This is a genomic window from Kitasatospora sp. NPDC089913 (assembly GCF_044748625.1).
GTDB lineage: Bacteria > Actinomycetota > Actinomycetes > Streptomycetales > Streptomycetaceae > Kitasatospora.
In genome coordinates this window covers 28,706-51,553 of sequence record NZ_JBIVGI010000033.1, presented here as the reverse complement: position 1 = coordinate 51,553, position 22,848 = coordinate 28,706, and the positions used below count along the sequence as shown (strand labels likewise).

Annotated in this window: 18 protein-coding genes; 11 read left to right on the top strand and 7 right to left on the bottom strand. The window is 74.5% G+C overall.

The window, feature by feature from the left end; all coding sequences use genetic code 11:
* Positions 1-85: 85 nt before the first annotated feature.
* Positions 86-913, top strand: coding sequence for a dimethylargininase (gene ddaH, locus ACIPYS_RS34525; RefSeq protein ID WP_197698722.1), 828 nt, complete (start codon positions 86-88; stop codon positions 911-913).
* Positions 914-1,004: 91 nt separating this feature from the next.
* On the opposite strand, the gene ACIPYS_RS34520 is transcribed toward ddaH, so the two are convergent.
* On the bottom strand, positions 1,005-2,219 hold the full coding sequence (locus tag ACIPYS_RS34520; protein WP_400753683.1) for a globin domain-containing protein: 1,215 nt from the start codon (positions 2,217-2,219) through the stop codon (positions 1,005-1,007).
* A 190-nt stretch (positions 2,220-2,409) separates the two neighbouring features.
* Positions 2,410-2,889: an RrF2 family transcriptional regulator gene (locus tag ACIPYS_RS34515; protein ID WP_400753680.1), complete on the bottom strand. Its 480-nt coding sequence runs from the start codon at positions 2,887-2,889 to the stop codon at positions 2,410-2,412.
* Between the two features lie 425 nt (positions 2,890-3,314).
* Between ACIPYS_RS34515 and ACIPYS_RS34510 the strand changes: the two genes are divergently transcribed.
* The 6 genes from ACIPYS_RS34510 (at position 3,315) to ACIPYS_RS34485 (ending at position 10,559) form a co-directional block, all read left to right on the top strand.
* Complete coding sequence (locus tag ACIPYS_RS34510; protein WP_400753677.1) at positions 3,315-5,171, top strand: hypothetical protein; 1,857 nt, start codon at positions 3,315-3,317, stop codon at positions 5,169-5,171.
* Positions 5,168-5,626 (top strand): hypothetical protein, encoded by a 459-nt coding sequence (locus ACIPYS_RS34505; protein ID WP_400753674.1) that lies wholly within the window; start codon positions 5,168-5,170, stop codon positions 5,624-5,626. The genes ACIPYS_RS34510 and ACIPYS_RS34505 overlap by 4 nt, the downstream gene beginning before the upstream one ends.
* Before the next feature lie 159 nt (positions 5,627-5,785).
* Entirely contained in the window at positions 5,786-6,640 is an 855-nt protein-coding gene (locus tag ACIPYS_RS34500) for an SAM-dependent methyltransferase (protein WP_093858998.1), read from the top strand.
* A gap of 220 nt (positions 6,641-6,860) precedes the next feature.
* Positions 6,861-8,531, top strand: a complete 1,671-nt coding sequence (locus tag ACIPYS_RS34495; RefSeq protein ID WP_400753671.1) for a cytochrome D1 domain-containing protein — start codon at positions 6,861-6,863, stop codon at positions 8,529-8,531.
* A 176-nt stretch (positions 8,532-8,707) separates the two neighbouring features.
* Positions 8,708-9,397 (top strand): transcriptional regulator, encoded by a 690-nt coding sequence (locus ACIPYS_RS34490; protein ID WP_400753669.1) that lies wholly within the window; start codon positions 8,708-8,710, stop codon positions 9,395-9,397.
* A 25-nt stretch (positions 9,398-9,422) separates the two neighbouring features.
* Entirely contained in the window at positions 9,423-10,559 is a 1,137-nt protein-coding gene (locus ACIPYS_RS34485) for an aminotransferase class I/II-fold pyridoxal phosphate-dependent enzyme (RefSeq protein WP_400753667.1), read from the top strand.
* A 100-nt stretch (positions 10,560-10,659) separates the two neighbouring features.
* Here ACIPYS_RS34485 and ACIPYS_RS34480 read toward each other — a convergent pair whose 3' ends face one another.
* The 4 genes from ACIPYS_RS34480 to ACIPYS_RS34465 form a co-directional block, all read right to left on the bottom strand.
* Positions 10,660-12,045 carry a hypothetical protein gene (locus tag ACIPYS_RS34480; protein ID WP_400753665.1) on the bottom strand — a complete coding sequence of 462 codons (1,386 nt, stop codon included), beginning with the start codon at positions 12,043-12,045 and terminating at the stop codon, positions 10,660-10,662.
* 120 nt (positions 12,046-12,165) lie between these two features.
* Positions 12,166-13,236: a GNAT family N-acetyltransferase gene (locus ACIPYS_RS34475; protein ID WP_400753662.1), complete on the bottom strand. Its 1,071-nt coding sequence runs from the start codon at positions 13,234-13,236 to the stop codon at positions 12,166-12,168.
* A gap of 297 nt (positions 13,237-13,533) precedes the next feature.
* Positions 13,534-14,541 carry a polysaccharide deacetylase family protein gene (locus ACIPYS_RS34470; protein ID WP_400753659.1) on the bottom strand — a complete coding sequence of 336 codons (1,008 nt, stop codon included), beginning with the start codon at positions 14,539-14,541 and terminating at the stop codon, positions 13,534-13,536.
* Between the two features lie 515 nt (positions 14,542-15,056).
* Complete coding sequence (locus tag ACIPYS_RS34465) at positions 15,057-15,488, bottom strand: hypothetical protein (protein ID WP_400753657.1); 432 nt, start codon at positions 15,486-15,488, stop codon at positions 15,057-15,059.
* Between the two features lie 349 nt (positions 15,489-15,837).
* Between ACIPYS_RS34465 and ACIPYS_RS34460 the strand changes: the two genes are divergently transcribed.
* The 4 genes from ACIPYS_RS34460 (at position 15,838) to ACIPYS_RS34445 (ending at position 21,280) form a co-directional block, all read left to right on the top strand.
* Complete coding sequence (locus ACIPYS_RS34460) at positions 15,838-16,677, top strand: serine/threonine protein kinase (protein WP_400753654.1); 840 nt, start codon at positions 15,838-15,840, stop codon at positions 16,675-16,677.
* A 7-nt stretch (positions 16,678-16,684) separates the two neighbouring features.
* A complete protein-coding gene (locus ACIPYS_RS34455) occupies positions 16,685-18,403 on the top strand; it encodes a protein kinase (protein ID WP_400753651.1) in 1,719 nt (572 codons plus the stop codon).
* Positions 18,404-18,476: 73 nt separating this feature from the next.
* On the top strand, positions 18,477-19,577 hold the full coding sequence (locus ACIPYS_RS34450) for a calcium:proton antiporter (protein WP_093864669.1): 1,101 nt from the start codon (positions 18,477-18,479) through the stop codon (positions 19,575-19,577).
* A gap of 374 nt (positions 19,578-19,951) precedes the next feature.
* Entirely contained in the window at positions 19,952-21,280 is a 1,329-nt protein-coding gene (locus ACIPYS_RS34445; protein ID WP_093858989.1) for a geranylgeranyl reductase family protein, read from the top strand.
* A gap of 102 nt (positions 21,281-21,382) precedes the next feature.
* On the opposite strand, the gene ACIPYS_RS34440 is transcribed toward ACIPYS_RS34445, so the two are convergent.
* Entirely contained in the window at positions 21,383-22,510 is a 1,128-nt protein-coding gene (locus ACIPYS_RS34440; protein ID WP_400753647.1) for an HNH endonuclease, read from the bottom strand.
* Positions 22,511-22,848 lie beyond the last annotated feature (338 nt).

The following is a 22,848-nucleotide window of genomic DNA, read 5'->3' as shown; positions in this document are numbered from 1 at the left end:
GTCCGCGCCCCGTACCGGGGCCCGCGTCCGCTCCGTCACAGCTCCCTCTCTGCTCCGTCCCGTTCCCGACCGCGGAGGTCGCCGAATGCCGTCGTACCGAATCCCGGAGCGCACCGCGAAGCCGCGGCGCTACCTCATGTGCCGGCCGACGTACTTCACGGTCGAGTACGCGATCAACCCCTGGATGGACCCGGGGCAGCCGACGGACACCGCGCTCGCCGTCCGGCAGTGGGAGCGGCTGCACGAGCTCTACCGGCAGCTCGGCCACACCGTGGAGCTGATCGATCCGGTGCCCGGCCTGCCGGACATGGTCTACACGGCCAACGGCGCCACCGTGCTCGACGGCCGGGTGCTGGTCGCGAGCTTCCGCCACCCCGAGCGGGCCGGCGAGTCCGACGCCCACGAGAGCTGGTTCCGGGCCCGCGGCTACCGCGAGGTGCGACGCGCCGAGCGCGTCAACGAGGGCGAGGGCGACCACCTGGTGGTCGGCCGCCGGGTGCTGGCCGGCAGCGGCTTCCGCACCGATCCGGCCGCGCACACCGAGGTCCGGGACCTCTTCGGCCGCCAGGTGCTCACCCTGTCCCTGGTGGACCCGCGCTTCTACCACCTGGACACCGCGCTCGCCGTCCTCACCGACGACCAGGTCATGTACTACCCGGAGGCGTTCACCCCGGACAGCCAGGCGCTGCTGCGCAGCCTCTACCCGGACGCCGTGCTCGCCGACCTGGAGGACGCCGAGGTGTTCGGTCTGAACGCCGTCTCCGACGGCCGCCGGGTACTGCTGCCGGAGGCCGCGAAGGCGCTGGCCGCCCGCCTCGCCGACGAGGGCTTCGAGCCGATACCCGTCGACGTCTCCGAGCTGTTCAAGGGCGGCGGCGGGCCCAAGTGCTGCACGCTCGAACTCCGGCCCTGAGGCCCCGCGCCCCGTCCGTGCGAGCCGGCCGCACGGACGGGGTACGGACGGGGCGGGGACGGACGGGGTGCGGAGGGAGCGCGGGACCGGGTCAGGCGTCCTGGCCGAGCCAGAGGTCGGGGCCGAACACCTCGTAGTGGATGTCGGCGGCCGGGACGCCCGCGGCGAGGAGCTGGGCCCGGACCGAGCGCAGGAAGGGCAGCGGGCCGCAGAGGTAGGCGGTGGCGCCCGCGGGGACGTCGACGGTGGACAGGTCGACCAGGCCGGTCCGCCCGGCCGGCCAGTCGCCGAGCGGCCGCTCGTAGAAGACGTGGGCGGTGGCGTCCGGCAGCTTGGCGGTCAGTTGGGCGAGGTCGGCGCGGAAGGCGTGCGACAGCTGGTCGCGGTCGCCGTGCACGGTGACGACCCGGCGGGTGGAGCCGGTGGCGGCGAGGTGGGCCAGCATGGCGGTGATCGGCGTGTTGCCGATGCCGGCCGAGGCGAGCAGCAGCGGGCCCTCGCCGTCGGTCAGTGCGACATCGCCGAACGGCGGGGCGATGTCGAGGACGTCCCCGGCCCGCAGGTGCTCGTGCAGGTGGTTGGAGACCTCGCCGGCCGGGCCCCCGGCGGTCTCGGCGGTGGCCCGCTTGACGGTGAACCGGAGCGCGCCGTCCGCCGCGCCGGACAGGCTGTACTGGCGGATCTGCCGGGCGCCGTCGGGGAGTTCGGCGCGCACCGAGAGGTACTGGCCGGGCCGGGCGGCCGGCAGCGGGCGGCCGTCGGCCGGGCGGACCAGGTAGGTGGTGACGTCGTCGGTCTCCGGGTAGCGGGCGACGAGGGTGTACGGGCGCCAGAGGTCGGCGGGGTCGAGGTGCTGGGCGGCGGCGCTCTCGGCGCGCAGCCGGTCCTCGATGGCGATCAGGGCGTTCGCCATCAGCCAGTAGACCTCGTCCCAGGCGGCCGCGACCTCGGGGGTGACGGCCTCGCCGAGCACCTCCACGATGGCGGCGAACAGGTGCTCGTGGACGATCCGGTACTGGTCCTCGCTGATGCCGACCGAGACGTGCTTGTGCGCGATGCGGGCGAGCAGTGCGTCCGGACGGGTGTCCGGAGCGGCGATCAGGGCGGTCGCGAAGGCGGCTATCGAGCCCGCGAGCGCCTGTCGCTGGCTGCCGTTGGACTGGTTGCCCCGGTTGAACAGGTCGCGCAGCAGCTCCGGGTGGGCCGCGAACATCCGGTCGTAGAACAGCGGCGTGATGTCGCCGATCGCGCCACCCACGACGGGCAGGGTGGCTTCGACGACCTCGGCGGACTTGGCGGAAAGCATCTGAGGCGCTCCAAACTGGTATCTGAGAGTCGTATTTTCGGCCGTGCGGATGCGCGGACCGGCGTGGGGTGGTGCCGCGGGTGCGGCGGTGGCGCCGTGCCGTGCCATGCCGTGCGGTGCGGTGGGGCAGGCGGTGGTGGTGCGGTGGGGATGCCCTGCGGTGGGGTGCTCGGGTCGGCGCCGGGGTGGGTCAGTCGGAGGGACCGGTGCCGCGGCCGGGTCTTGTGCCGAGGCCCGGTCGGGTGGTGAGGCCGAGCAGGACCGGTCCGGTCGGCGCGGTCACCAGATCGCCGATCGAGAGCGGGTCCAGGGCGGCGAAGAACGCCTCCTGGGCGGTGCGCAGCGCCCCGCGTAGCCGGCAGGCCGCCCGCAGCGGGCAGGGTGGTTCGTCCTCGCAGCCGACCACGTCGCCCACTCCCTCCAGCTCGCGCAGCAGCGGGCCGAGCGAGCCGGTGCGGCCCGCCGCGGTGAGGGACAGGCCCCCGCCGCGACCGCGCCGTGCCTCCACCACGCCGAGGTGCTGCAGTCGGCTGACCACCTTGGCGGCGTGGGTGTAGGGCACGCCGACCGCCTCGGCCACCTCGCGGGTGGTCGGGTTGTCCTCCTCGTCGAGGACGGCCAGCCGCATGGCGATGCGGAGGGCGATGTCGGTGCTCTTGGTCAGCCTCACGCTCGACAGGCTAGCGAATACGACTCTGGGACTCCAATTTCCTGCACGCGCCACTCGGCGGAGCCGAACCGTTACCCGCCGAAGCGTGCGGCGCGCTGTCCGTCGGACAGGTCAACTGCTTTACTGGCCAAGCTCGTTCGCCGGAATACGACCTGGGGAATGGGGACAACATGGACAGTGGCACCCCACCGCCGCCTCCGCCGCAGGAACCCTCGCGGACACCACCGCCCTACCCTCCGCCCTCGCTCTACCCTCCGCCCCGCCCGCCCGCCCCGCCGCAGGGGTATCCGCCGCCCTCGCCGCCGATCCGGACCGGGCCTGTCGTCCCGCCGCGGCCGAGGCCCCAGCCGGTGCCGCCCCAGCCGGTGCCGCCGCAGTCGGTGCGGCCCGGACCTGCGCGCCCCGAACCGCCGTCCGCCGAACCCGTGTCCACCGAACCCGTGTCCACCGAACCGCCGTCCGCCGGGCCGTCGTCCGCCGAACCGCCGGAGCCCCACGACACCCCGACGTACCTGGGCCCCTCGTTCACCTCCGCCGGCACACCCGGCCCCGCCGTCCCGGCGACGCCCGAGAACCTGCACCGCCAGGCCGGCACCGTCCCCGGCGACGCCACCCGCTACCTGTGCGCCGCCGCCTGGTTGGACCGGCGCTTCCGCGCCGCGCTGATCGAGGAACTGGTCGAGCAGTCCTTCCGGATCCCCGCGCCCTCGCCCGGCACCGACCTGGTCCGGGTGCTGCACGAGGCCCTGACCGCCCGCCGCTGGGAGGCCCGGACCGGCGTGTTCTGCGTCCTCGTCATGGTGCTGGGATTCCCGGTGCTCGGCGTGGGCGCCGGGCTCGCGGCCCTGGCGCTGCTCCTGCTGCTGACGCTGGCCGGTGGCGGCCTCGGGTCCGGCCGGATGGACCACCGGCTCGGCCTGGAGATCGAGCGGCTGATGATCACCCCGAGGTCGCCCCGCGCCACCGGCTGGCGCGGGGCCGTCGCCGGCGTCGGCCGGCTGCTCGCCACCCTGGCCCTGGTGGCCGCCGTCGCCACCTACCTCTACGGCCCGCTCGAGGGCTCCAACCTGAACCGGATCTTCGTTCCCGACCTCGCCGGCCCGACCGGCGCCGGGGTGCTGGTCGAACTGGCCCTGATCTGGCTGCTCTGCGCCCGGCTGCGGTACCGGCTGCGGCGCCGGCTGTCCGCCCTGGTCGGGATGGACCCCACGCCCGTCCCGCCGCCGAGCCCCCGCGGCTCCCGGGCCGCCCGGGTCTACGCGCGGCTGGGCGAGCAGCAGGCCGGACCGGAGCTCCTGTACCAGCGCCAGGCTCCCCTGGTCGGCCTCGGCAAGGCCGGCCGGATCTGGCGGATGACCTTCGAGCTGCGCCCCTCCGCCGAACGGGCCGCGCGGGGCCGGGCGCCGGACCCGATCGACACCAGCACGCTGTACCGTTCGGTCGCGGCGCGGGTCCGCGCGCTCGCCCAGGACCCGCGCTACCCGGAGGACTCGCTGCGCGGACTCTCCGTCACCGACCGGGTGTTCCGGCCCAGTCTGCGCGACGACGCCCCGGACAGCTGGCTGGGCGCGATGTCCGGCCGGGCCGGGGAACAGGTCCTGCTCGAACCGGCCTGGGCCGACCTGCTGAGCAGGTCGGGGCACGAGCGGCTCCGGCACTACCTGGCGATCCGGGTCGGTTCCTGGCAGGAGGAGGTCGTGGTCACCGTGCTGGTCCGGGCCAGTACCCGCGGCGGCCTGCTGTACCTGGAGTGGCTGCCGTACGTGCTGGGTCCGGTGGCGCAGGAGTACCACGTGGTCGACCTGCTGGGGCACCGCTCCGGCTTCATGCACGCGATGAACGCGCTCAGCTGGTCCGGGCGCCGCCTCGGCGGGGACGCGGCGATCGCCGTCGGCCAGGTCCGGCAGGCCTGGCGGTCGCGCGGCCGGGCCGCCCGGCTCGCCCGCCGGTACCGCCACCTGACCCGGGCCGGTTACGCGGTGGACTACGCGCCCCGGTCGAGCGTCCGCGAACTCGGCGCCGGCGCGACGTACCAGAACATCTTCCAGGAGCACGACGTGCAGCGCTTCCTGAGCACCGTGACCGAGCGGGTGTTCAGCGCGGTCGGCGCCGAACTGAAGGCGCGCGGCTACGACAGCGCGGCCTTCGAGGAGCAGTCGCAGAGCATCACCAACATCAACAACGGCGGTGTCCAGGTGGTGGGTTCCACCGTGCACGGCCCGGTCGCCGGTGGCGCCGGGGCCAGGGTGGACATCGGCAAGGGGAAGGGGAAGGGCACATGACCGAGGACGCGGACGCCACCGTCGGGCCGGAGGCGAACCGGCCGCCCGCCGGTGCCAGTTGGAACACCGGCGGAATCCAGGTGGTCGGCTCCACCGTGTACGGCCCGGTGGCCGGCGGCCAGGGCTCGACCGTCCGCATCGGCACGGATCCGGCCCCACCGCCGCCACCGCTCCCACCCGGCCCCGAAGCCCTGCGGGCGGCGGCCGAAGCCCTGCGCACCGCCCTCGCCCGTCTCCGCGCCGAACACCCGGGCGCCGTCCCCGAGGCGGACGCCGCCGACGCGGACGGCGCCCTCGCCGACATCCTCGCGGAGACGGCACGCGACGAGCCCCGCGAGGGCCCCCTCCGCCGCCGCGTCAGCACCGTTCTCGACGCCCTGCGCACGGTCGCCCTGCTGACAGCGGCCGTGACCGGCCTGGAAACCGCGTTCGCCGCCCTTTTCGGACTGGGCTGAGCCGCTGCCCGATCGCGCCACCCCTTCAGGCAGCGCCCGATCCCCTGGTGTACGGTCGGTTACCGTGCGCACGAAGGCGCGCCCGCTGCCGAGTTGACGCGGCGGGCCGCCGACGGGAGCCGGATCGGAACGTCAAACGGGGCAGAGCGGGAGAGCGACATGGGGCGCGCTGACTGGGTGTCGGGGGAGCGGCCGGGTGGGCCGGGCCGGGAGTCCTGGACGGGAGTGGACCTCCGGATGGACGTCCCGCACTCCGCCCGGGTGTACGACTACCTCATCGGCGGCAAGACCAACTTCGCGCCGGACCGGGTCGCCGCCCACGCCTCCGTGCAGGCCTGGCCGGCCCTGCCGACCTCGATGCGGACCACCCGCACCTTCATGGAACGGGTGGTCCGCCACCTCGCCGAGAAGCACGGGGTGCGGCAGTTCCTGGACATCGGCACGGGCATCCCCACCTCGCCGAACGTGCACGAGATCGCTCAGGCGGTGGCCCCGGAGTCGCGGGTGGTGTACGTCGACAATGACCCGATCGTGCTGACCCACGCCCGCGCGCTGATGTCCAGCGCCCCGGAGGGCCGTACCGCCTACCTGGACGCCGACCTGCGTGACGTCGACTCGATCCTGGACTCGCCGGCGCTGCGCGAAGTGATCGACCTCTCCCGGCCGGTGGCGCTGTCGCTGATCGCGATCGTGCACTTCGTCCTCGACGCGGACGACCCGCAGGGCCTGGTGCGCCGGCTGATGGACCGCCTGGCGCCGGGCAGCTTCCTCGCGCTGACCGTCTTCACCGGCGACACCGACCCGGTGGGCGTCGGCGGGGTGGGCCGCGAGTACAACGCCCGGGGCATCCCGCTGCAGATCCGCGACCGGGCCGAGACCCTGGCCTTCTTCGACGGCTACGAGCTGCTGGACCCCGGCGTGACCCTGGTCCACCACTGGAACCCCGACCCGGACGCGGCGCCGATCCGGGACCAGGACATCGCGATGTACGGCGGTGTGGCCGTCAAACGCTGATCCCGTGCCGCCCGGCCCCCGCCAGTGGAGGCCGGGCGGTTCGAATAGTGACCAATTGAACAGACTTGAACGGTTGGCAACAATCCCGGTCATCTCCTGACGCTTCGTCAATCGACCTTCTACGCTTCGGGCGATCCGGACAGTCCCCCCGGGTCGCCCGGAGTGCCCGGTGCGGCCGTGCAGCGTCCGGTTCGACGATTCCGACGAGTCTGGAGATACCGTGACAACACGCCCGTCCCCGCGCCGCTTCTGGACGGCCGTGGCCGCCGTCGGCGCGGCCACGGCCGCCCTGCTGTCCCAGCCCGGCACCGCGTCCGCCGACACCGCCGGCGCCGCCGCGGCGGCCGGGCTGCCGCCCACGGTGGCGGCCACCGTCACCGTCGCGCCCTACCCGGCGGGCGTGGCGCTCACCCCGGACGGCGCCCGGGCCTATGTGACCAGCCAGGGCAGCGGCACGGTCACCGTTCTGGCCACCGCCACCGGCACGGTCGCCGGCACCTTCACCGCCGGCACCGGCTCCTACGCCGTCGCCGTCGCGCCGGACGGGCGGACGGCCTACCTCACCCACCACCTCGACGGCACGGTCAGCGTGGTCGACACCGCCACCGGCGCGGTCGTCGCCACCGTCCCGGTCGGCGCCGGCGCCTTCGGGGTGGCGGTCGCCCCCGACGGTGCCCACGCGTACGTGACCAACGCCGAGGCCGGCACGGTCAGCGTGCTGGACACCGCCACCGCCACCGTCACCGCGACCGTCCCGGTCGGGGCGGAGCCGCACGGCGTGGCCGTCGCCCCGGACGGCGCGTCCGTGTACGTCGCCGCATCCGGCGACCAGCGGGTCGACGTGATCGACACCGCCACCGCCACGGTCGGCGCCTCGATACCCGTGGGCCACGGCGTGTTCGGCCTCGCGCTCGCCCCCGGCGGCTCCCGGCTGTGGACCGCCAACGGCGGCGACTCCACGGTCAGCGCGATCGACACCGCGCAGCGGACCGTCACCGCCACCGTCCAGGTCGGCACCAACCCCTACGCGGTGGCCGCCGCACCCGACGGCCGCTCCGTCTACGCGAGCAACTACGCGGACAGCACGCTCACCGCGATCGACGCCGCCACCGGCACCGTCACCGGCACCGTCCAGGTCGGCGCCAGCCCGTTCGGCCTGGCGATCTCGTCCGACAGCCGGCGCGGCTACCTGGCCGACTTCGACGGGTCCGCCGTCAGCGTCCTCGACTTCCCGCCGCCCGCGCCGGTCGTCACGGCCGTCAGCCCGGCCACCGGCCCGCAGGCGGGCGGCACGGCGGTCACCGTCACCGGCACCGACCTGGCCGGCGCGACCGCGGTGAGCTTCGGCGCCGCCGGCAACGCCGTCTCGTTCTCCTGCACCGCGACCTCCTGCACCGCCACCGCCCCGGCCTCGCCGGTCGCCGGAACGGTCGACGTCCGGGTCACCACGGCGGGCGGCACCAGTGCCGTCGTGCCCGCCGACCGGTTCGGGTACGTCGCGCCGACCGCCGACGCCGCTGTCGGGCTCACCGCCTCCCCGGTGTCCGGCCTGCTGGGCGGCCGGGTCGACTACACGCTGACGGTGACCGGCCGCGGCCCCGACCCGGTGACCGCCGTCACCGTCACCTCCGCGCTGCCGAGCGGCATGATCGCCACCAGCAGTGACTGCACCGTCGCCTCCGGCCGTCTGACCTGCGTGATCGCCGGTCCGCTGGCCGTCGGCGCGAGCGTCACCCGGCACTTCACCGTCCAGGTCGGTCTGCTCGACCTGGGCCGCACCTTCGCCGTCACCACCGCCCGGACCGCCGGCACCCCGGCCGACCCGGTGCCCGGCAACGACTCGGCGAGCCGTACCTGCAAGGCGGCGCTGCTCCAGATCACCTGCAGCTGATCCGGCCTGATCCGGCCTGATCCGCCTGGGCCGCCTGGGCCGCCTGGTCCCGCTTGATCCGCCTGGTCCCGCCCGACCCGGCACGGGCCCGTTCCCCGAGGTCTCCCACCCCGGGGGCGGGCCCGTTCCGCAATCCGACCTGGACGAAACGTCCAGCCTGGACGTACAGTCCAATCATGACCTCCGAGACCCCCGACCCGCGCCTGCGCGCCTGGGCCCCCGTCTGCCAGGCGGTGGCCCTGCTGCTCGGGCCCTACGCCGAGGTCGTCCTGCACGACGCCGCCCGCGACGAGGTCCTCGCCGTCTGGAACCCGATGGGCGGGCGCGCGCCGGGCGACCCCTCGCTGCTCGGCGAGCTGGACGCCCTGGACCAGGCCGCCCCCGACGTCTACGGCCCCTATCCGAAGCTGCTGCCCGACGGCCGGCGGCTCTCCTCGGTCAGCGCCGTGCTCCGCGACGAGGACGGCCGACCCGCGGCCGTCCTGTGCGTCAACCTCGACCGGGCCCCGCTCGAACACGCCGCCGCCCTGCTCGCCGCCTTCGCCGCGCCGACCGCCCCCCGCCCCGAACCGCTCTTCGAGCAGGACTGGACCGAGCGGATGAACGAGGTGATCGGCGGCTACGTGCGCGCCCACGGCCGGCCGCTCCGGCAGCTCGGGCGCGAGGACCGGCTCGCCGTGCTCCGCGAACTCGACCGGGCCGGAGTGCTCGCCGTCCGGCGCGCGGTCCCGGCTGTCGCGAGGGCGCTGGAGGTGTCCCGCTCCACCGTCTACACCCTGCTCGCCGAACTGCGGGAGGGCCCCGGCGCGGCCGAGACCCCCGAAGCGCCCGAGACCCCCGGACCGCTGGCCCTCCCGGCCGACTGACCCGCCCCCACGAAGGAGACCCGCCATGACCCGGCTCCCCGACTTCCGCCTGGAGACGTACTTCTCCCGCTGGGAGTTCACCGCCCGCCACCACCTCACGGCCTCCGACGCGCAGACCATGACGATGTCCGAACTGCTCGCCCTCGCCGACCCGGAGGACCGCCACGCCTGGGACACCCTCGCGCTCGGTTACACCGAGACCTTCGGCGACCCGGCCCTGCGCCGGGCGATCGCCGGACTCTACGAGCGGGCCGACGCCGACGACGTGATCTGCTTCGGCGGCGCGCAGGAGGGGCTCAACCTGGCGATGCAGGTCCTGCTCGGTCCCGAGGACCACGCCGTGGTGCTCACGCCGAACTACCAGTCCGCCGAGACCGTCCCGATGTCCCTCTGCGAGGTCACCGGCGTCGCGCTCGACCCCGCCCGCGACTGGGCGCTCGACCTCGACGAACTCACCGCCGCGCTGCGCCCCAACACCCGAGTGGTGTCCGTCAACTTCCCCAACAACCCGACCGGGGCGGTGATCGACGCCGCCGACTTCGTCCGGCTGGCCGAGATCTGCGACGAGCGCGGCATCCACCTCTTCAGCGACGAGGTCTACCGGGGTCTGGAGCGCGACCCGGCCCGCGCCCTGCCCCAGGCGGCCGACCTGTCCGAGCGTGCCCTCTCGCTGAACGTCACCTCCAAGTCGCTCGGCCTGCCCGGCCTGCGGATCGGCTGGATCGTGTGCCGCGACCGGGAGTTGCGCGGACGACTGGAGCGCGCCAAGCACTACACCACCATCTGCAACGCCGCTCCCAGCGAGATCCTCGCCCGGATCGCGATCAAGGCGCGTGAGCCGATCCTGGCCCGGAACCGGGCGGTCCTCGCGGCCAATCTGCCCCTCTTCGACGAGTTCTTCGCCCGCTTCGACGGCCTGTTCGAGTGGCGCGCCCCGGACGGCGGCTGTGTCGCCTACCCGCGCTACCTGGGTGCCGACGGCGTCGAGGCGTTCTGCACCGGGCTGGTCGAGGAGGCCGGTGTCCTGCTGCTGCCGGCCTCGATCTTCGCCTCGGAACTCACCCCGACGCCCGCCGACCGGTTCCGGATCGGCCTGGGTCGCCGCGACCCGGCCCCCGCGCTCGACGCCTTCGCCGCCTGGCTGAAGGGCCGTCGGGACTGAGGGGCCGGCACCGGGCGGACACCGCGCACGGTACGCCGCGCGCGGTACGCTGCGGGGCGGCGCGGCGGACCATCCGGACCGTCCCACCGCCCCGGCGCGGTTACAGCGGAGAGGGCAGCACCCAGGAGAGCATCAGGGTGTTGCCCGCGGCCTGGACGCCGACCGTGCCGAGCAGCCAGCGCAGCACGACGGCCAGCAGCTGCGGGTCCTTGGTCAGCAGCGTCTCGGTGCCCTTCGCGGTGACCAGGAGTTCGAGCGTGGTCGACAGCAACTCGGTGGCGCTCTCGGCGCCGTAGACCTTCGCCGCGTAGCTGCCGCTGGTGGTCGAGCGCGGGGGCGAGACCGGCATGACGGCCCGGTACGCGCACTCCTTCGCCACCTCCGGGTCCGCGTGCCCGGGGTAGATCGGCAGCAGTGTGCCGCCGCCCGCGGCGGTGTGCCGGGCGTGCAGCAGCCGGACGAGGTCGAGCCAGCAGCCGATCGGCAACACGTTCTCGATCACGTGGCCGACCTCGTGGGCGACCACGTCCAGCGTGTCCGTCTCCCCGATCGTGATGTTGATGCCCCCGGCGCCGGTGAAGGCCCGTACGTTGAGATCCGTGCCGCTCGTCTTCACCACGGTGAACCTGGGCAGTGGCAGTTGCCCCTGGACGCCGGGCGAGATCACGTTGCTCAGGGCCGTCAGGGCCTTCTTGATCGTTTCCACGCTCTTCGGGAGGGCCTTGTCCACCAGCAGGCCGGTCCTGACCGTGTCGTGCTCGGAGTGGTCCGCCTCGACCAGGGGGGCCGTGGCCCAGCGGGGATCGACCCCGCCGCGCAGCGGGACGGTCGAGGCCCCCTTCAGTGCCGCCACCACGGCGGGGAGCTTGCGCAGGGTCTGCTCGAGCGAGCCCCGCACCTGTTCGGTCAGGACGGGCTTGAACCCGGGCGCGACGGGGTGCGCCGCGAGGTAGGCGGTGCCCAGGGCGTCCTGGTTCATCGGGTCGGCGAACCGCGCCAGCGTGCCGAACCGGTGGAACAGGGCCACGATGTCGGCGCTCGGCCGGCGCCGCAGCAACCCGTGCCCGGCGTTGTACCAGCCGTCGACCACCTGCTGCGCGATCCCGTCGAGCTGGCCCTCCAGCAGCAGCTGGAGCTGGACGGGGGTGTGGTTCCCGTAGAGCGGGTCGTGCTGGTCGACGACGGACACCGCGCAGCCGGCGAGCTTCGAGTGCAGGATCATCAGGTCATGGGTGCTGGCCAGTTCGTGGGCCAGGAAGAACCGGACGGTCTCCTGGAACACCTGGGTGTCGTTGGCGAGCGCGTGCGGGTTGGCCGGGAGGGCCGCCGGGACGGCGGCGTTCAGCGCGGCGACCAGGGGGTTGAAGAGGTCGGCCGGGTCCGGCAGGCGGGAGCCGTCCAGACAGGAGCGGATCCGCTTGTCGACCTGGCCCACCAGGTCGGGCGGGTTGTCCCCGGGCAGGTACTGGTCCTTGGGATGTGGCATGCGGGCCCCTCGGTCGAGGACGGGCGGGCCCGGTTCCCCCCTGGCCCGTCCCGTCGTGTTCGCCACGAGAGTAGACCCGCCGAGGAGCCCCGGACAGCCGAACCGGCGGACGGCGATCGATCAGGCGGGCGTACGACGCGCTTCCTTCGCACGGTACTTGAGGCCGAGCAGCGCCCCCGGCAGGCCGTGCGGCACCAGCCAGGAGACGTCCTCCCGGTCCACCGCGTCGAAGCGGTACTTGTAGGGCTCGGTGCCGCGCAGGAAGTCGAAGGTGGCCAGCCCCTGCCGGGCGGCCGCCCGGATCGCCTCGGCGATCACCGCCGTGCCGAGCCGCAGCGGCGCCCAGGCCTGGTCCCAGCCGATCTGGTAGTAGGCGAAGGTGTCCCGCCACTGGAACCCGTACAGCACGCCGACCACTTCGCCCGCCCGCTCCGCGACCAGGAACGCCGGACCCTCGCCGCGTCCGGTGTCGGCGGCCCGTTCGATCACCCGCAGGTGCAGCGGCGCCCTGGCCTCGTCGAAGGTGGTCGGCCGGCCGAGCGCGGCCCGGCGCAGCCGGTGCAGCCGGACGGTGGTGTGCAGCAGCTCGAAGCGTTCCGGGAGTTCGGCCGTCGCCAGGGCGGGCGGCACCCAGCGGAAGGTGACTCCCTCGGCGGCCAGTTTCCGGCCGTAGCGGCGCAGGTCGGCGCGGAACTGGCGGCTTCCCAGCGCCTCCGGACCGGCCGCCAGATCGGCGCGCGGGCAGGCGGTGCGCCCGATCTCCGTCGCGTCGGGCGGCAGCAGGGCGGCCTGGTCCGGATCCAGGTCGGTGAGCAGCAGACTCGTCCGCCGCCCGCGTCGGGAGAGCCAGTCGGCCACCTCGGTGCGGCGGTGCGGTGCGACGACGAAGCCGCAGTGGTCGGCCGCACCCGCGCCGGAGCCGAGCACCGTCAGGCAGGGGACGGGCAGCGGCGCGCGGGGGTGGAGCCGCTGGACGGTGCGCAGCAGGGGGACCACGGCGTCGATCCGGCCGTCCCCGTCCCGCCACACCACGATCTCGCCGTCGCCGGCGGCCGTGCCCAGCGTCTCCCACCAGGCGAGGGTCCACTCCGGTGTGCTGAACCACGCGCCGCCGGCCGGGCCCGCCGCCAGTTCGCGCCAGCCGTCGACGACTTCCGGCGGCAGGGCGGGCGTCCGGTGGCGGACCGGCACCGTGCGCGCCGCGGCCTCGTTCCGGTGCGCCGCGCCGAGCTCTCCCGCAGCCGCGCCTCCCGGCCCCACCCGTGCTGCCCCCACCTGTCCCGCCCCCGCGTCTCGTGCCCCCACGTGCCTGCCCCCAGGTCTTCGCCGCCCCGGTGCGCCGCCGCTCGGCGCTCCGGTCGCGGTCAGGTCCGCATTCTCCCGGACTCCCGCGACCGATCGACGCGGTTCGGCCGGTTCCGCCGCCGCTTCCTTCCGGGCTTCGGCGGAACGGGAGCAACGGGAGTCGGCGCTTCCGGCCGCGGGTGGTCAGTTGCCGCCGCGCAGGTGGTGCACGGCGGGGTGGAGCCCGGACAGGATGGTGTCGAACCGGTCCCGCCCCGTGGTCGAGTTGACCCGGAGCCGGCTGATCCGCAGCGGGTGCGGCGGCAGGAGGCGGTCGTGGCGGTGGTCGAACAGGAAGCCGGTCCGGTAGCCGAGGCGCCGCAGTTCGGCGTCGGCGCGCGGGTCGACGTTGCCGTTGGGATAGGCGAAGGCGGTGGGTTCCTCGCCGCCGAGCCAGCCGGTGAGCGCGTCGTGAGCGCGTCGGATCTCGTCCCGGACGGTGCCGCCGTCGCAGCGGTCGAGGCAGGGGTGGCCGGCGGTGTGGTTGCCGACGGCCACGCCGTTCCGGGTGAGCGTCAGCAGATCGGCGGGGGTGAGCTGTTCCTGGCGGGGGGCGCGGACGCGGGCGCTCGCGCCGAGTTCGGCCAGTGCGGCCCGGCGCTCGCCGTCGGGGAGGGTCTTCATCCGGCGGACGACGCCCCCCGGCGGGCAGCCGTCCAGGCTGCGGGCGGTGCCGCCGTGGGCGGCCAGGAAGGCGGCCTCGGCCCACCAGAACGGCTGGTCGCCGCCGACGAGATCGGTGACCACGAAGGCGGCGGCGGGGATGCCGAGCCGGGTGAGCACGGGCAGGCCCTCGGTGAGCACGGTGCGGTCGCCGTCGTCGAAGGTGACCAGCACGCTGCGGGGCGGCAGCGCCCGTCCGGTGCGCACGGCCTCCTCGACGGCCGCGAGCGGGACCGGGCGGGCCACCCGGACCAGGCGTTCCATCTGGAGCGCGAACACCCGGGGGTCGTCCACCCCGTGGTAGGCGAGGACGGCCAGCCGCCGGGTGGCGGCGAGCCGGAACAGCGGCTGGAGCGGCGAGTTGCGCAGGACGGCGTCCACGGTGGCGCGGCGGCCGGCCAGCCGGGTCCGTCGCGGGGCGGTGGTCGGCGCCGGATCCGCGGTCGGCTCCGGGCCCGGATCCGTGGCCGGGGTCGGGGCCGGATCCACGCCGGGAAGCGGAACCCCGGTCGGTGCCGGGCCGGTTCTGGTGGCCGTCCCGGTGCCTGTTCCGGTGCCTGTTCCGTCGGCTCTTCCGGTGCTCGGGCCGTGCTCGGTCCCGGTCGAATGCGCGGTCCCCTCGGGCATGGACACGCTCCCCCTTCCTCCCCGTGTGATGCTGCGGCGGCGGGGGTGGGACACGTCGCACGGGCAGTTCCGGCCGTTCGGCACAGCTCTGCCCGGTGGGCGGCCCGCCCCGTCCACGAATTCCCAAGATAGTGCAAAAACCCATGCTCCGAACCGGGTTGTGCGCCGCGAACGGCCTTCGGGAGGAGGTTGGCGCATTCGTCGACGCGTCGGTGACCTGTGCGACGGCTGGGAGCATTCTGAGTGATTGCTGGTGGGAGCGGGGGCGGGTGCGCCGAGAGGGAAGCGGTCCGGCCGCCGGTTGCGGACCCGGCGGCCGGCCGTGGCCGGGGCTGCGGGGCCCCGACCGCGTCACCCCTTCCGAACCCGACGGGGCATCAGAAGGGGTAGGTGCAGGTGGTCACCTGCTGCGCGGCCTCCAGGGCCGGGCCGGCGGTGGCGCAGACCATCTTCAGGTCGCCGGTGACCACGCGGGGGGTCACGGCCCGGGCGGAGCCCTTGGTGACGGTGGTCGCCGAGGCGGCCGGCAGCCACGGGCTGCCCCAGGCGCGCTGGGTGCGCACCTCGACCTTGACTATCGTCAACTGCCCGGGGTCGGCGGACACCTGGGCGACGCCGACGAATCCTCCGCCGTCCTTCTCCTGCCAGACGCACGGCTGGTTGAGCACGGTCGTACAGGAGACGCCGCCCGCCCCGTTCGTGACCGAGGTCGTGCCGCCGGTGGTGACCGTCGCGGCCGAGGCCGGAGCGACCGTTGCCGCCGTGATCCCTGCCGCCGCGACCATCAGGGCTGCGATACGAGCGTTCATGATGTCAACCTCCTTGGAATGAAAGGGAATCTCACTCTGTGGGATGAGTCTTGCACAAAATATGGACGTGCTCCGTGTGTGCTGCATCACACTCATGGTGACCGTTCAACTACAGGTTGCAATCTCGCCAGTGACCCCGCGATTACCGTCGGGTGTCAGTCCGTCGACGAACGGGTGCCGCGCTCCGGTCGGCGGCCCACGGCCTTCCGCCGCCGCCCCGCGCGAGGCCCCCGCCCGGCTTTCCCGCGCAACTCTCCGGCCAGGACGCGGCGTTCACTCGTTCGGGTGGCGTTGCGCCCATAGGTCGTTCGGGCAGCTACGATCGGGCCGACCCCCGGAGGTGACCAGGATGAACACGGTCATCGTGCAGTTGCCCGACCCCCACCCGCCGGTCCGAGCCGACCGTCGGTTCGCCCGGCTGTCCCGGCCGCCCCGCAGTTCCCCGCCCGCTCGACCGGCCCTGTTGCACCTCGGGCCGGGCGACAGCGTGGAGTTCGGGCGCGGCGAGCCCGGCCGGCCGCTCGCCGTGCCGATCCCCGATCCCGGCGTGTCGCGTCGGGCCGGAGAGATCACGGCCGCCGAGGACTACTGGCGGCTCTCCAACTTCAGCGCCACCGCGACCTATGTCGTCGAGAACCTCGAAGGTGCCGGCGAGCACGTCAAGGTGGCACCCGGCCGGCTCGGCGCGCCGGTGCCGTTCGAGTTCTCCCGGGTGCTGCTCCCGGCCCTCGGCGAGCCGGCCGCGTTCAAGGTCTTCGCGCCCCAACACGCCTACCTGGCAGGCGGATCGGCCGGCGCGGACGGCGCGGGCGGGCTCGGCGCGCCGGGGGCCGGGTACGGCGAACCGACGGTCAGCCCGTTCGCCCTGGACCCGGGCGCCAAGTACTTCCTCGTCCTGCTCGCGCTCTGCGAGCCGCGCCTGCGCTCGCCCTCCGCGGCGGCCGTCCCCGGTGTCACCGAGGTGCTGGCCCGGCTGCGCTGCCTGCCGTCCTGTCGGGACCTCACCCGGTCGGCCGTCAACTACCACATCGACTACCTGGTCGGCAGCAAGCTCCGGCTGCGCGACCCGGCCGAACCGGTCGACCCCGGCGCCGGTGGCAAGCGGGAGGAACTCGTCGCACTGGCACTGCGGTTCGACCTGGTGCGGGAGGAGCACCTGGTGCTGCTCCCGCCCCGGCGCGGCGGGTGACCGGGCGGTGGCGCCACGCGCGGTGGACCCGCCCGGAGCCCGGCCGGACGGCGGTGGGGCGGGGTTCGCGGTCCCGGCGGGCTACCCGCTCGGCGGCTACCTGGTCGGGGAGAGGATCGGGGCGGGCGGCTGGGGCAGCGTCCACGTCGCCCGGGCGGCCGATCCGGATCGCCCGCCCGAGGGCGAACTCGCCGAAGTGGCAGTCAAGTTCCTCCATCCGGGGCGGCTCGGACCTGGGCAGCGGCAGGCCGTCGCCCAGGTCGCCCGCAGCGAGATCCGGTTCAGCCGCCGGGCCGACCACCCGCACCTGATCCGCACCTTCGCGGTGCTCACCCTCGCCGACCCGGAGCGGCCCGAACTCGACGGTGCCGTGGCCCTGGTGATGGAGCGCGCGGTGCGCAGTCTGCAGGACCTCCTGGCCGAGGCCCGGCCGCCGCACCCGCCGCCGGGGGCCGAGCGGATCCTGACCGAGGTCGCCGCCGGGCTCCGCCACATGCACGGCTCCGGCTGGGTGCACGGGGACCTCAAGCCCGGCAACGTGCTGCTGATGGCCGACGGCACCGCCAAGCTCGCCGACTTCGGGCTGACCGCGGAGCTGGAGGGCACCCACGCCTACGCCCCGCCGCTCGGCTCGCCGGACCACGTGCCGCCCGAGTGGTGGTCCGAGCGGACCGGCGCGCGCGGCGCGGCGCTCCGCCCGAGCGCCGACCTGTGGGCCTACGGCGTCCTCGCCCACCAGGTGCTGACCGGCGGACTGCACCCCTTCCTCGGTGCCACCGCCCGCGCCCGCTCGCTCGCCGCGGTCGCCTACGCGCGCGGCAGTGCCCCGCTGCGGCTCGACGCCGCGCTGCCGGAGCGGTGGCGGCCGCTGGTCACCGCCTGCCTGACGGCCGACCGGCAGCGGCGCGGGCGGCTGGACCTGGCGGTGCTGCTCGCCGGAACTCTCGGCGGAAGCGGAAGCGGAAGCGGGGGCGGGCGCGGGCGCGGGGGCGGGCGCGGGGTCGAGGCCGGGGCCCGTCCCGGAGCGGGAGGCGACGACGCCCGACCGGGCCCCGTCGCACTCGGCCCCGTCGCGCCGGGTGGGCGGAACACCCGGCGCCGGAGCGTCGCGCGCGCGGCGCCGCCGCTCGCCGCCGTCGCCACCCTGCTCCTCCTCACCGGAGCACCCGAGCGGTCCGGGCCCTCCGGTGCCACGTCCGCCGGCCCCACGTCCACCCGCCCCGTCCGCGCCGCCCCCGCGCGCCCCGGCGACCTCGCGCCCGGGTCCGACGTCCCCGCCGTCCTGCGCGGCCCGATCGAGGACGCCGCCCGCCGCTGCCCCGAGCCCGAGGTCACCCCGGCGCTGCTGGCGGCGATGCTCAAGGCGGAGTCCGGCTTCGACCCGGCCGCCGCCCGTCCCGCCACGGGCGAGTACGGGGTGGCGATGTGGACGCCCACGGTCTTCAACGCCTGGGCGCAGGACGCCGACCACGACGGCGTCAAGAGCTATCTGGACCCGGACGACGCCATCGCCGCGATGGGCGGCTACGTCTGCTGGCTCGACCAGCGGTTCAAGCAGCGGGGCTTCCCCGCCGCCGAGCTGCCCGCCCTGGTGACGGCCGGCTACCGGACGAGCGACAAGACGGTGGCCGATGCCGGCGGCGTCCCCGAACGGGTGAAAGCGCATGTCGCACGCGTGCTCGGCTACCTCGCCGAGTACGGCGGAGGTAGCGTGGCCGGGCCATGAGGTCGGCCACATCCGCCGTCTCCCCGGCGGCGTCGCCACGGAACCGGAGGTTCCGGATGGGATGCTCGGCAGCATGTTCACCAAGCTCCGACCGCTCGTCACGCAGTGGACCACCGTCGTCCCGCTGCTGGCCTTCCTCGTCCTCGCCCTGACCTGGCACCGCGACCTTCCCGGCTGGGTGGTGGGGGTGGTGTCCTGCTTCCTTGCGGGCGCCGTGCTCTCCGCCGTGCACCACGCGGAGGTGGTCGCCCACCGGGTCGGGGAGCCGTTCGGTTCCCTGGTGCTCGCGGTCGCGGTGACGGTGATCGAGGTCGCGCTGATCGTGACCCTGATGGCGGACGGCGGGGACAAGTCGGCGACGCTCGCCCGGGACACCGTGTTCGCGGCGGTGATGATCACCTGCAACGGCATCCTCGGCGTCTCCATCCTGGCCGCGGCCATCAAGCACCGGGTCGCGGTCTTCAACGCCGAGGGGACGGGCGCGGCGCTGGCCACCATCGGCACCCTCGCCACACTGAGCCTGGTCCTGCCGACCTTCACCACCAGCTCGCCCGGCCCCCAGTTCAACCCCACCCAGCTGGCCTTCGCGGCGGCCGCCTCGCTCGTGCTGTACGGACTGTTCGTGGCCACGCTGACGTTCCGGCACCGGGACTACTTCCTGCCGGTGACCTCCGACGGCAAGGTGCTGGACGAGGAGGACCACGCCGATCCGCCGAGCTCCCGCGCCATGGTGTTCAGTCTGGTGCTGCTCGGTGTGGCGCTGATCTCGGTGGTGGGCCTGGCCAAGGGCGTGTCGCCGACGATCGAGTCGGCGGTCGAGTCGGCGGGGCTGCCGTCCTCGGTCGTCGGTGTGGTGATCGCCCTGCTGGTCCTGCTGCCGGAGACCATCGCGGCCGTGCGCGCGGCCACCCGCAATCGCGTCCAGACCAGCCTCAACCTGGCGCTCGGCTCGGCCCTCGCGAGCATCGGCCTGACCATCCCGGCGGTGGCGATCGCCTCGCACTGGCTCTCCGGTCCGCTGGTCCTCGGCCTCGACCCCGCTCACCTCGTACTGCTGACGCTCACTCTGCTGGTCGGCACGCTGACGGTCATCCCGCGCCGGGCGACCCCGCTCCAGGGGGCCGTGCACCTGGCGATCCTGGCTGCGTACGTGGAGCTGGCGATCGTCCCCTGAGGTGGCGCTCGCCCCGTGCGGTGCGGGGCGGTGCAAGGCGGTGCGGGACGGCCGAACGGGGCCGGCGACCTGACGAGGTTGCCGGCCCCTCGTCCGTCCGTGCCCGTCGTGCGGCACGGGCCGGGTGGTACGGGTCGGGGCGGTACGGGCCGGGGCCGGTCGACGGCCGGGCCGCAACGACCGTCCGACTGATCAACCGTCAGTATCCGGTCATTCCTCGGCGAGGTGCCCGTTCACCGGATCCGCCCGGAGCGGCCGCGCAGCCCACCGGACGCCCGCGTGTCGGGTGCGGCGCGACCGCCGGGCTCCATATCGTCGGGTGTCCGCCGAATCAGCCGAGTCCGCCGCAGGACCGACACCCGTGGGAGCGTCGCATGCCCGGCCCAGCACAGCAGCCGTCCACCCGCCCGGCCCGACCGGCCGGCCCGTCCGCCGACACCGCCGACGTCATCGTGGTCGGCGCGGGCCCCGCCGGTTCCACCGCCGCCTACCACCTCGCCCGGACCGGCCTGGACGTGCTCCTGCTGGAGAAGTCCGTGTTCCCCCGGGAGAAGGTCTGCGGCGACGGCCTCACCCCGCGCGCGGTACGGCAGTTGATCGACATGGGCATCGACGTCTCGGAGTCCGCCGGCTGGCTGCACAACCGGGGACTGCGGATCGTCGCGGGCGGACGCCGGCTGGAACTCGACTGGCCGGAACTCTCCGCCTTCCCGGGCTTCGGACTGGTCCGCCGCCGCGCCGACTTCGACGAACTGCTCGCCCGCCGTGCCGCCGCGGCCGGCGCCCGACTGGTCGAACGGGCCAACGTGGACGGTCCGTTGCTCGACGAGCCGACCGGCCGGATCACCGGTGTCACCGCCCGGCTCGGCGAGGAGCGCCGCCCGGTCGCCTACCGCGCGCCCCTGGTGGTGGCCGCCGACGGCAACTCCACCCGGCTCTCGCTGGCGATGAAGCGCTACCGCCGGACCGACCGTGCGATGGGTGTCGCCTACCGCACCTACTTCACCACCCCGCGCCACCAGGACCGCTACCTGGAAGCCTGGCTGGACCTGCGCGACCCGTCCGACCGGGACCGCCGGCTCCTCCCCGGCTACGGCTGGGTGTTCGGCATGGGGGACGGCACCGCCAACGTCGGCCTGGGCGTCGTCGACACCGGGGCGGTGGCCGGCGAGGTGGACTGGAAGCACCTGCTCCGGCGCTGGTGCGAGAACCTCCCCGCCGACTACGGTTACCACCCCGAGGCCGTCACCGAACCCATCCGGGGCTCCGCCCTCCCGATGGGCCTCAATCGCCAACCCCACTACGCCGACGGCCTGTTGCTGATCGGCGACGCGGGCGGCACGGTCAGCCCGGCCACCGGCGAGGGCATCGCCTACGCGATGGAGTCCGGCCGCTACGCCGCCGAGGCCGTCGTCCAGGCCCTGGCCCGCCGCACCGACCGCGGCCGCGACCTCGCCCTGCGCGCCTACCCCCAGAGCCTCCGCGCCGCCTACGACGGCTACTTCGCCCTCGGCCGCCTCACCGCCGCCGCCCTGAGCCGCCCCCGCCTGGTCGGCGCCGCGGGCGCCGCCGGCCTCGGCAGCCCGGCACTCCTGCGGGCCGCCTTCCGCCTCATGGTCAACCTGACCGAGCCCGACTCCCGCGACGCCCTGGACCGCCTCCTCCACATCCTCGGCCGCCTCGCCCCCAGCAGCCGGGGCTGATCCGGAGTCCCGGACGTCAGCACCGAACCGGCGACAGCCCGGCCAGTGGACCCCGGAGTCGCCCACTGGCCGGGCAGCCCTTCCGGTCGAGAACGGGGGCCCTCACCCGAGCATCCAATTCTGGTGCGCGCGTTCTGCGACCCCCGCCAGCACGGTGCGGAGTGCCTCGCGTCCTCGGCCCCGGGTCTTGACCGCATGACAGTTGGGGCACAGGGCGACCATGGTCCGTGGGTGGTCCCGGCCGCCGGTTGCGATCTCCTCGACGTGGTCGACCTCCAGCAGGGCGTCGCCCGCATCGGTGACATCGACCGGTTGTCCGCTGCATGTGGGGTTCTCGCACCGCCCACCACAACGGAGGAGTACCGCCCTCCGGGATTCCGGCAGCCGTACCGGGCGGTCGGCCCCCTGGCGCCGTTCGCCGAAGGTGACGGCCTCGCGCGAATCGACCCGCTCCACGAGCGCTCGGTAGCTGGACTTCGGGTCACCGGTGGCTGCGGGGCTGGGCGTTACCGCGACGGGGGTGGCGACGCGGACGCTGCTCGGCGCCGCGTCGGGGTGAGCCACGCGGTTCTCGCAGCGCTGATGCCGGTCCCGGTCCGGCGGCAGCCCCTTCTTGCAGACCGGGCAGATCCGCTCTTCCGGACGGCCGACGGGCGCTGGTGTGTGGTTCCGCTGCCGGGGCGGTCCTGCAGTCCCCTGCGGGGTGGACGCGAGGACGCTCTCCTGGAGCGCGGGCCGGTCGTCCGGCGGTGACGCCTCCATCATCTGCCGGGCACGCAGTCGATCCGCGGGATCGGTGAGCGCCCTCAGGGCCGTCTCCTGGTCTCTCGCGGTGGCCGCCAGGGTGGTCTGTGCCGCGGTCCGAGCCGATTCCAGCGCGCGGAGCTTCCGGTCCGCTTCCTCGGTCCGACGGTTGGCCTTCCGGAAGCGTTCGACGGCCGCCTCCATGTCGTTCGCCATCCGTGTGAGCTCCTCGTCCCGGCCGCTCCCCTCCGAACGCTGCTTCTTCAGCACATGGGCGGCCAGCGCGCGGAGCAGCTCGAACTCCCTGGCGGCCGCCTCCCGTGCCCGGCCGACCTCTTCGCGGCCGGACTCCGGATCCTGCTCCACGGCCGAGGCCGTCCGGTGGGCCTCCTGGTACCGCCGGACGGCCGGGCGGTACGCCGGATCCCGGCGCAGGAACTTCGACTCGAGGCGTTCGTAGGTCCGTCCTGCGCGCGTCCTCGCCACTTCGGCCGACCGGTGGTTCAGGTCGTGGGCCTGGCGGCCTTCCGCCAGAGCCCGATCCGCTGTCAGAGCCTCTTCGACGGAGACGAGGAACCGGTACCGGGCCCAGGTGAATCGGGACCAGGGCGAAGAGACCTCAAGGCCCTCGCCGGTCAGGACCGACGGATCAGTGCCACTCAATGCGGTCCCCCACTCCTGATTCTCCGGAGGGTCGACCCTAGTGCCCGCCGTCCCGCACGGAACGGCGGGCGGGGTGCCGACCCCGTCCGCCCGGTACGCCGCTACTGGTCGTTGGACCGGGCGCGGCCGTCGGGGGGAGAGGACAGTGGGGAGGAGGAGGG

What these genes read in the sequence shown, in the direction of transcription:
- ACIPYS_RS34500 (WP_093858998.1), top strand. Translation starts at nt 5,786, where the DNA reads ATGGGGCGCGCTGACTGGGTGTCGGGGGAGCGGCCGGGTGGGCCGGGC.
- ACIPYS_RS34505 (WP_400753674.1), top strand. Translation starts at nt 5,168, where the DNA reads ATGACCGAGGACGCGGACGCCACCGTCGGGCCGGAGGCGAACCGGCCG.
- ACIPYS_RS34465 (WP_400753657.1), bottom strand. Translation starts at nt 15,488, where the DNA reads ATGAACGCTCGTATCGCAGCCCTGATGGTCGCGGCGGCAGGGATCACG.
- ACIPYS_RS34485 (WP_400753667.1), top strand. Translation starts at nt 9,423, where the DNA reads ATGACCCGGCTCCCCGACTTCCGCCTGGAGACGTACTTCTCCCGCTGG.
- ACIPYS_RS34490 (WP_400753669.1), top strand. Translation starts at nt 8,708, where the DNA reads ATGACCTCCGAGACCCCCGACCCGCGCCTGCGCGCCTGGGCCCCCGTC.
- ACIPYS_RS34445 (WP_093858989.1), top strand. Translation starts at nt 19,952, where the DNA reads ATGCCCGGCCCAGCACAGCAGCCGTCCACCCGCCCGGCCCGACCGGCC.
- ACIPYS_RS34460 (WP_400753654.1), top strand. Translation starts at nt 15,838, where the DNA reads ATGAACACGGTCATCGTGCAGTTGCCCGACCCCCACCCGCCGGTCCGA.
- ACIPYS_RS34520 (WP_400753683.1), bottom strand. Translation starts at nt 2,219, where the DNA reads ATGCTTTCCGCCAAGTCCGCCGAGGTCGTCGAAGCCACCCTGCCCGTC.
- ACIPYS_RS34450 (WP_093864669.1), top strand. Translation starts at nt 18,477, where the DNA reads ATGTTCACCAAGCTCCGACCGCTCGTCACGCAGTGGACCACCGTCGTC.
- ACIPYS_RS34480 (WP_400753665.1), bottom strand. Translation starts at nt 12,045, where the DNA reads ATGCCACATCCCAAGGACCAGTACCTGCCCGGGGACAACCCGCCCGAC.
- ddaH (WP_197698722.1), top strand. Translation starts at nt 86, where the DNA reads ATGCCGTCGTACCGAATCCCGGAGCGCACCGCGAAGCCGCGGCGCTAC.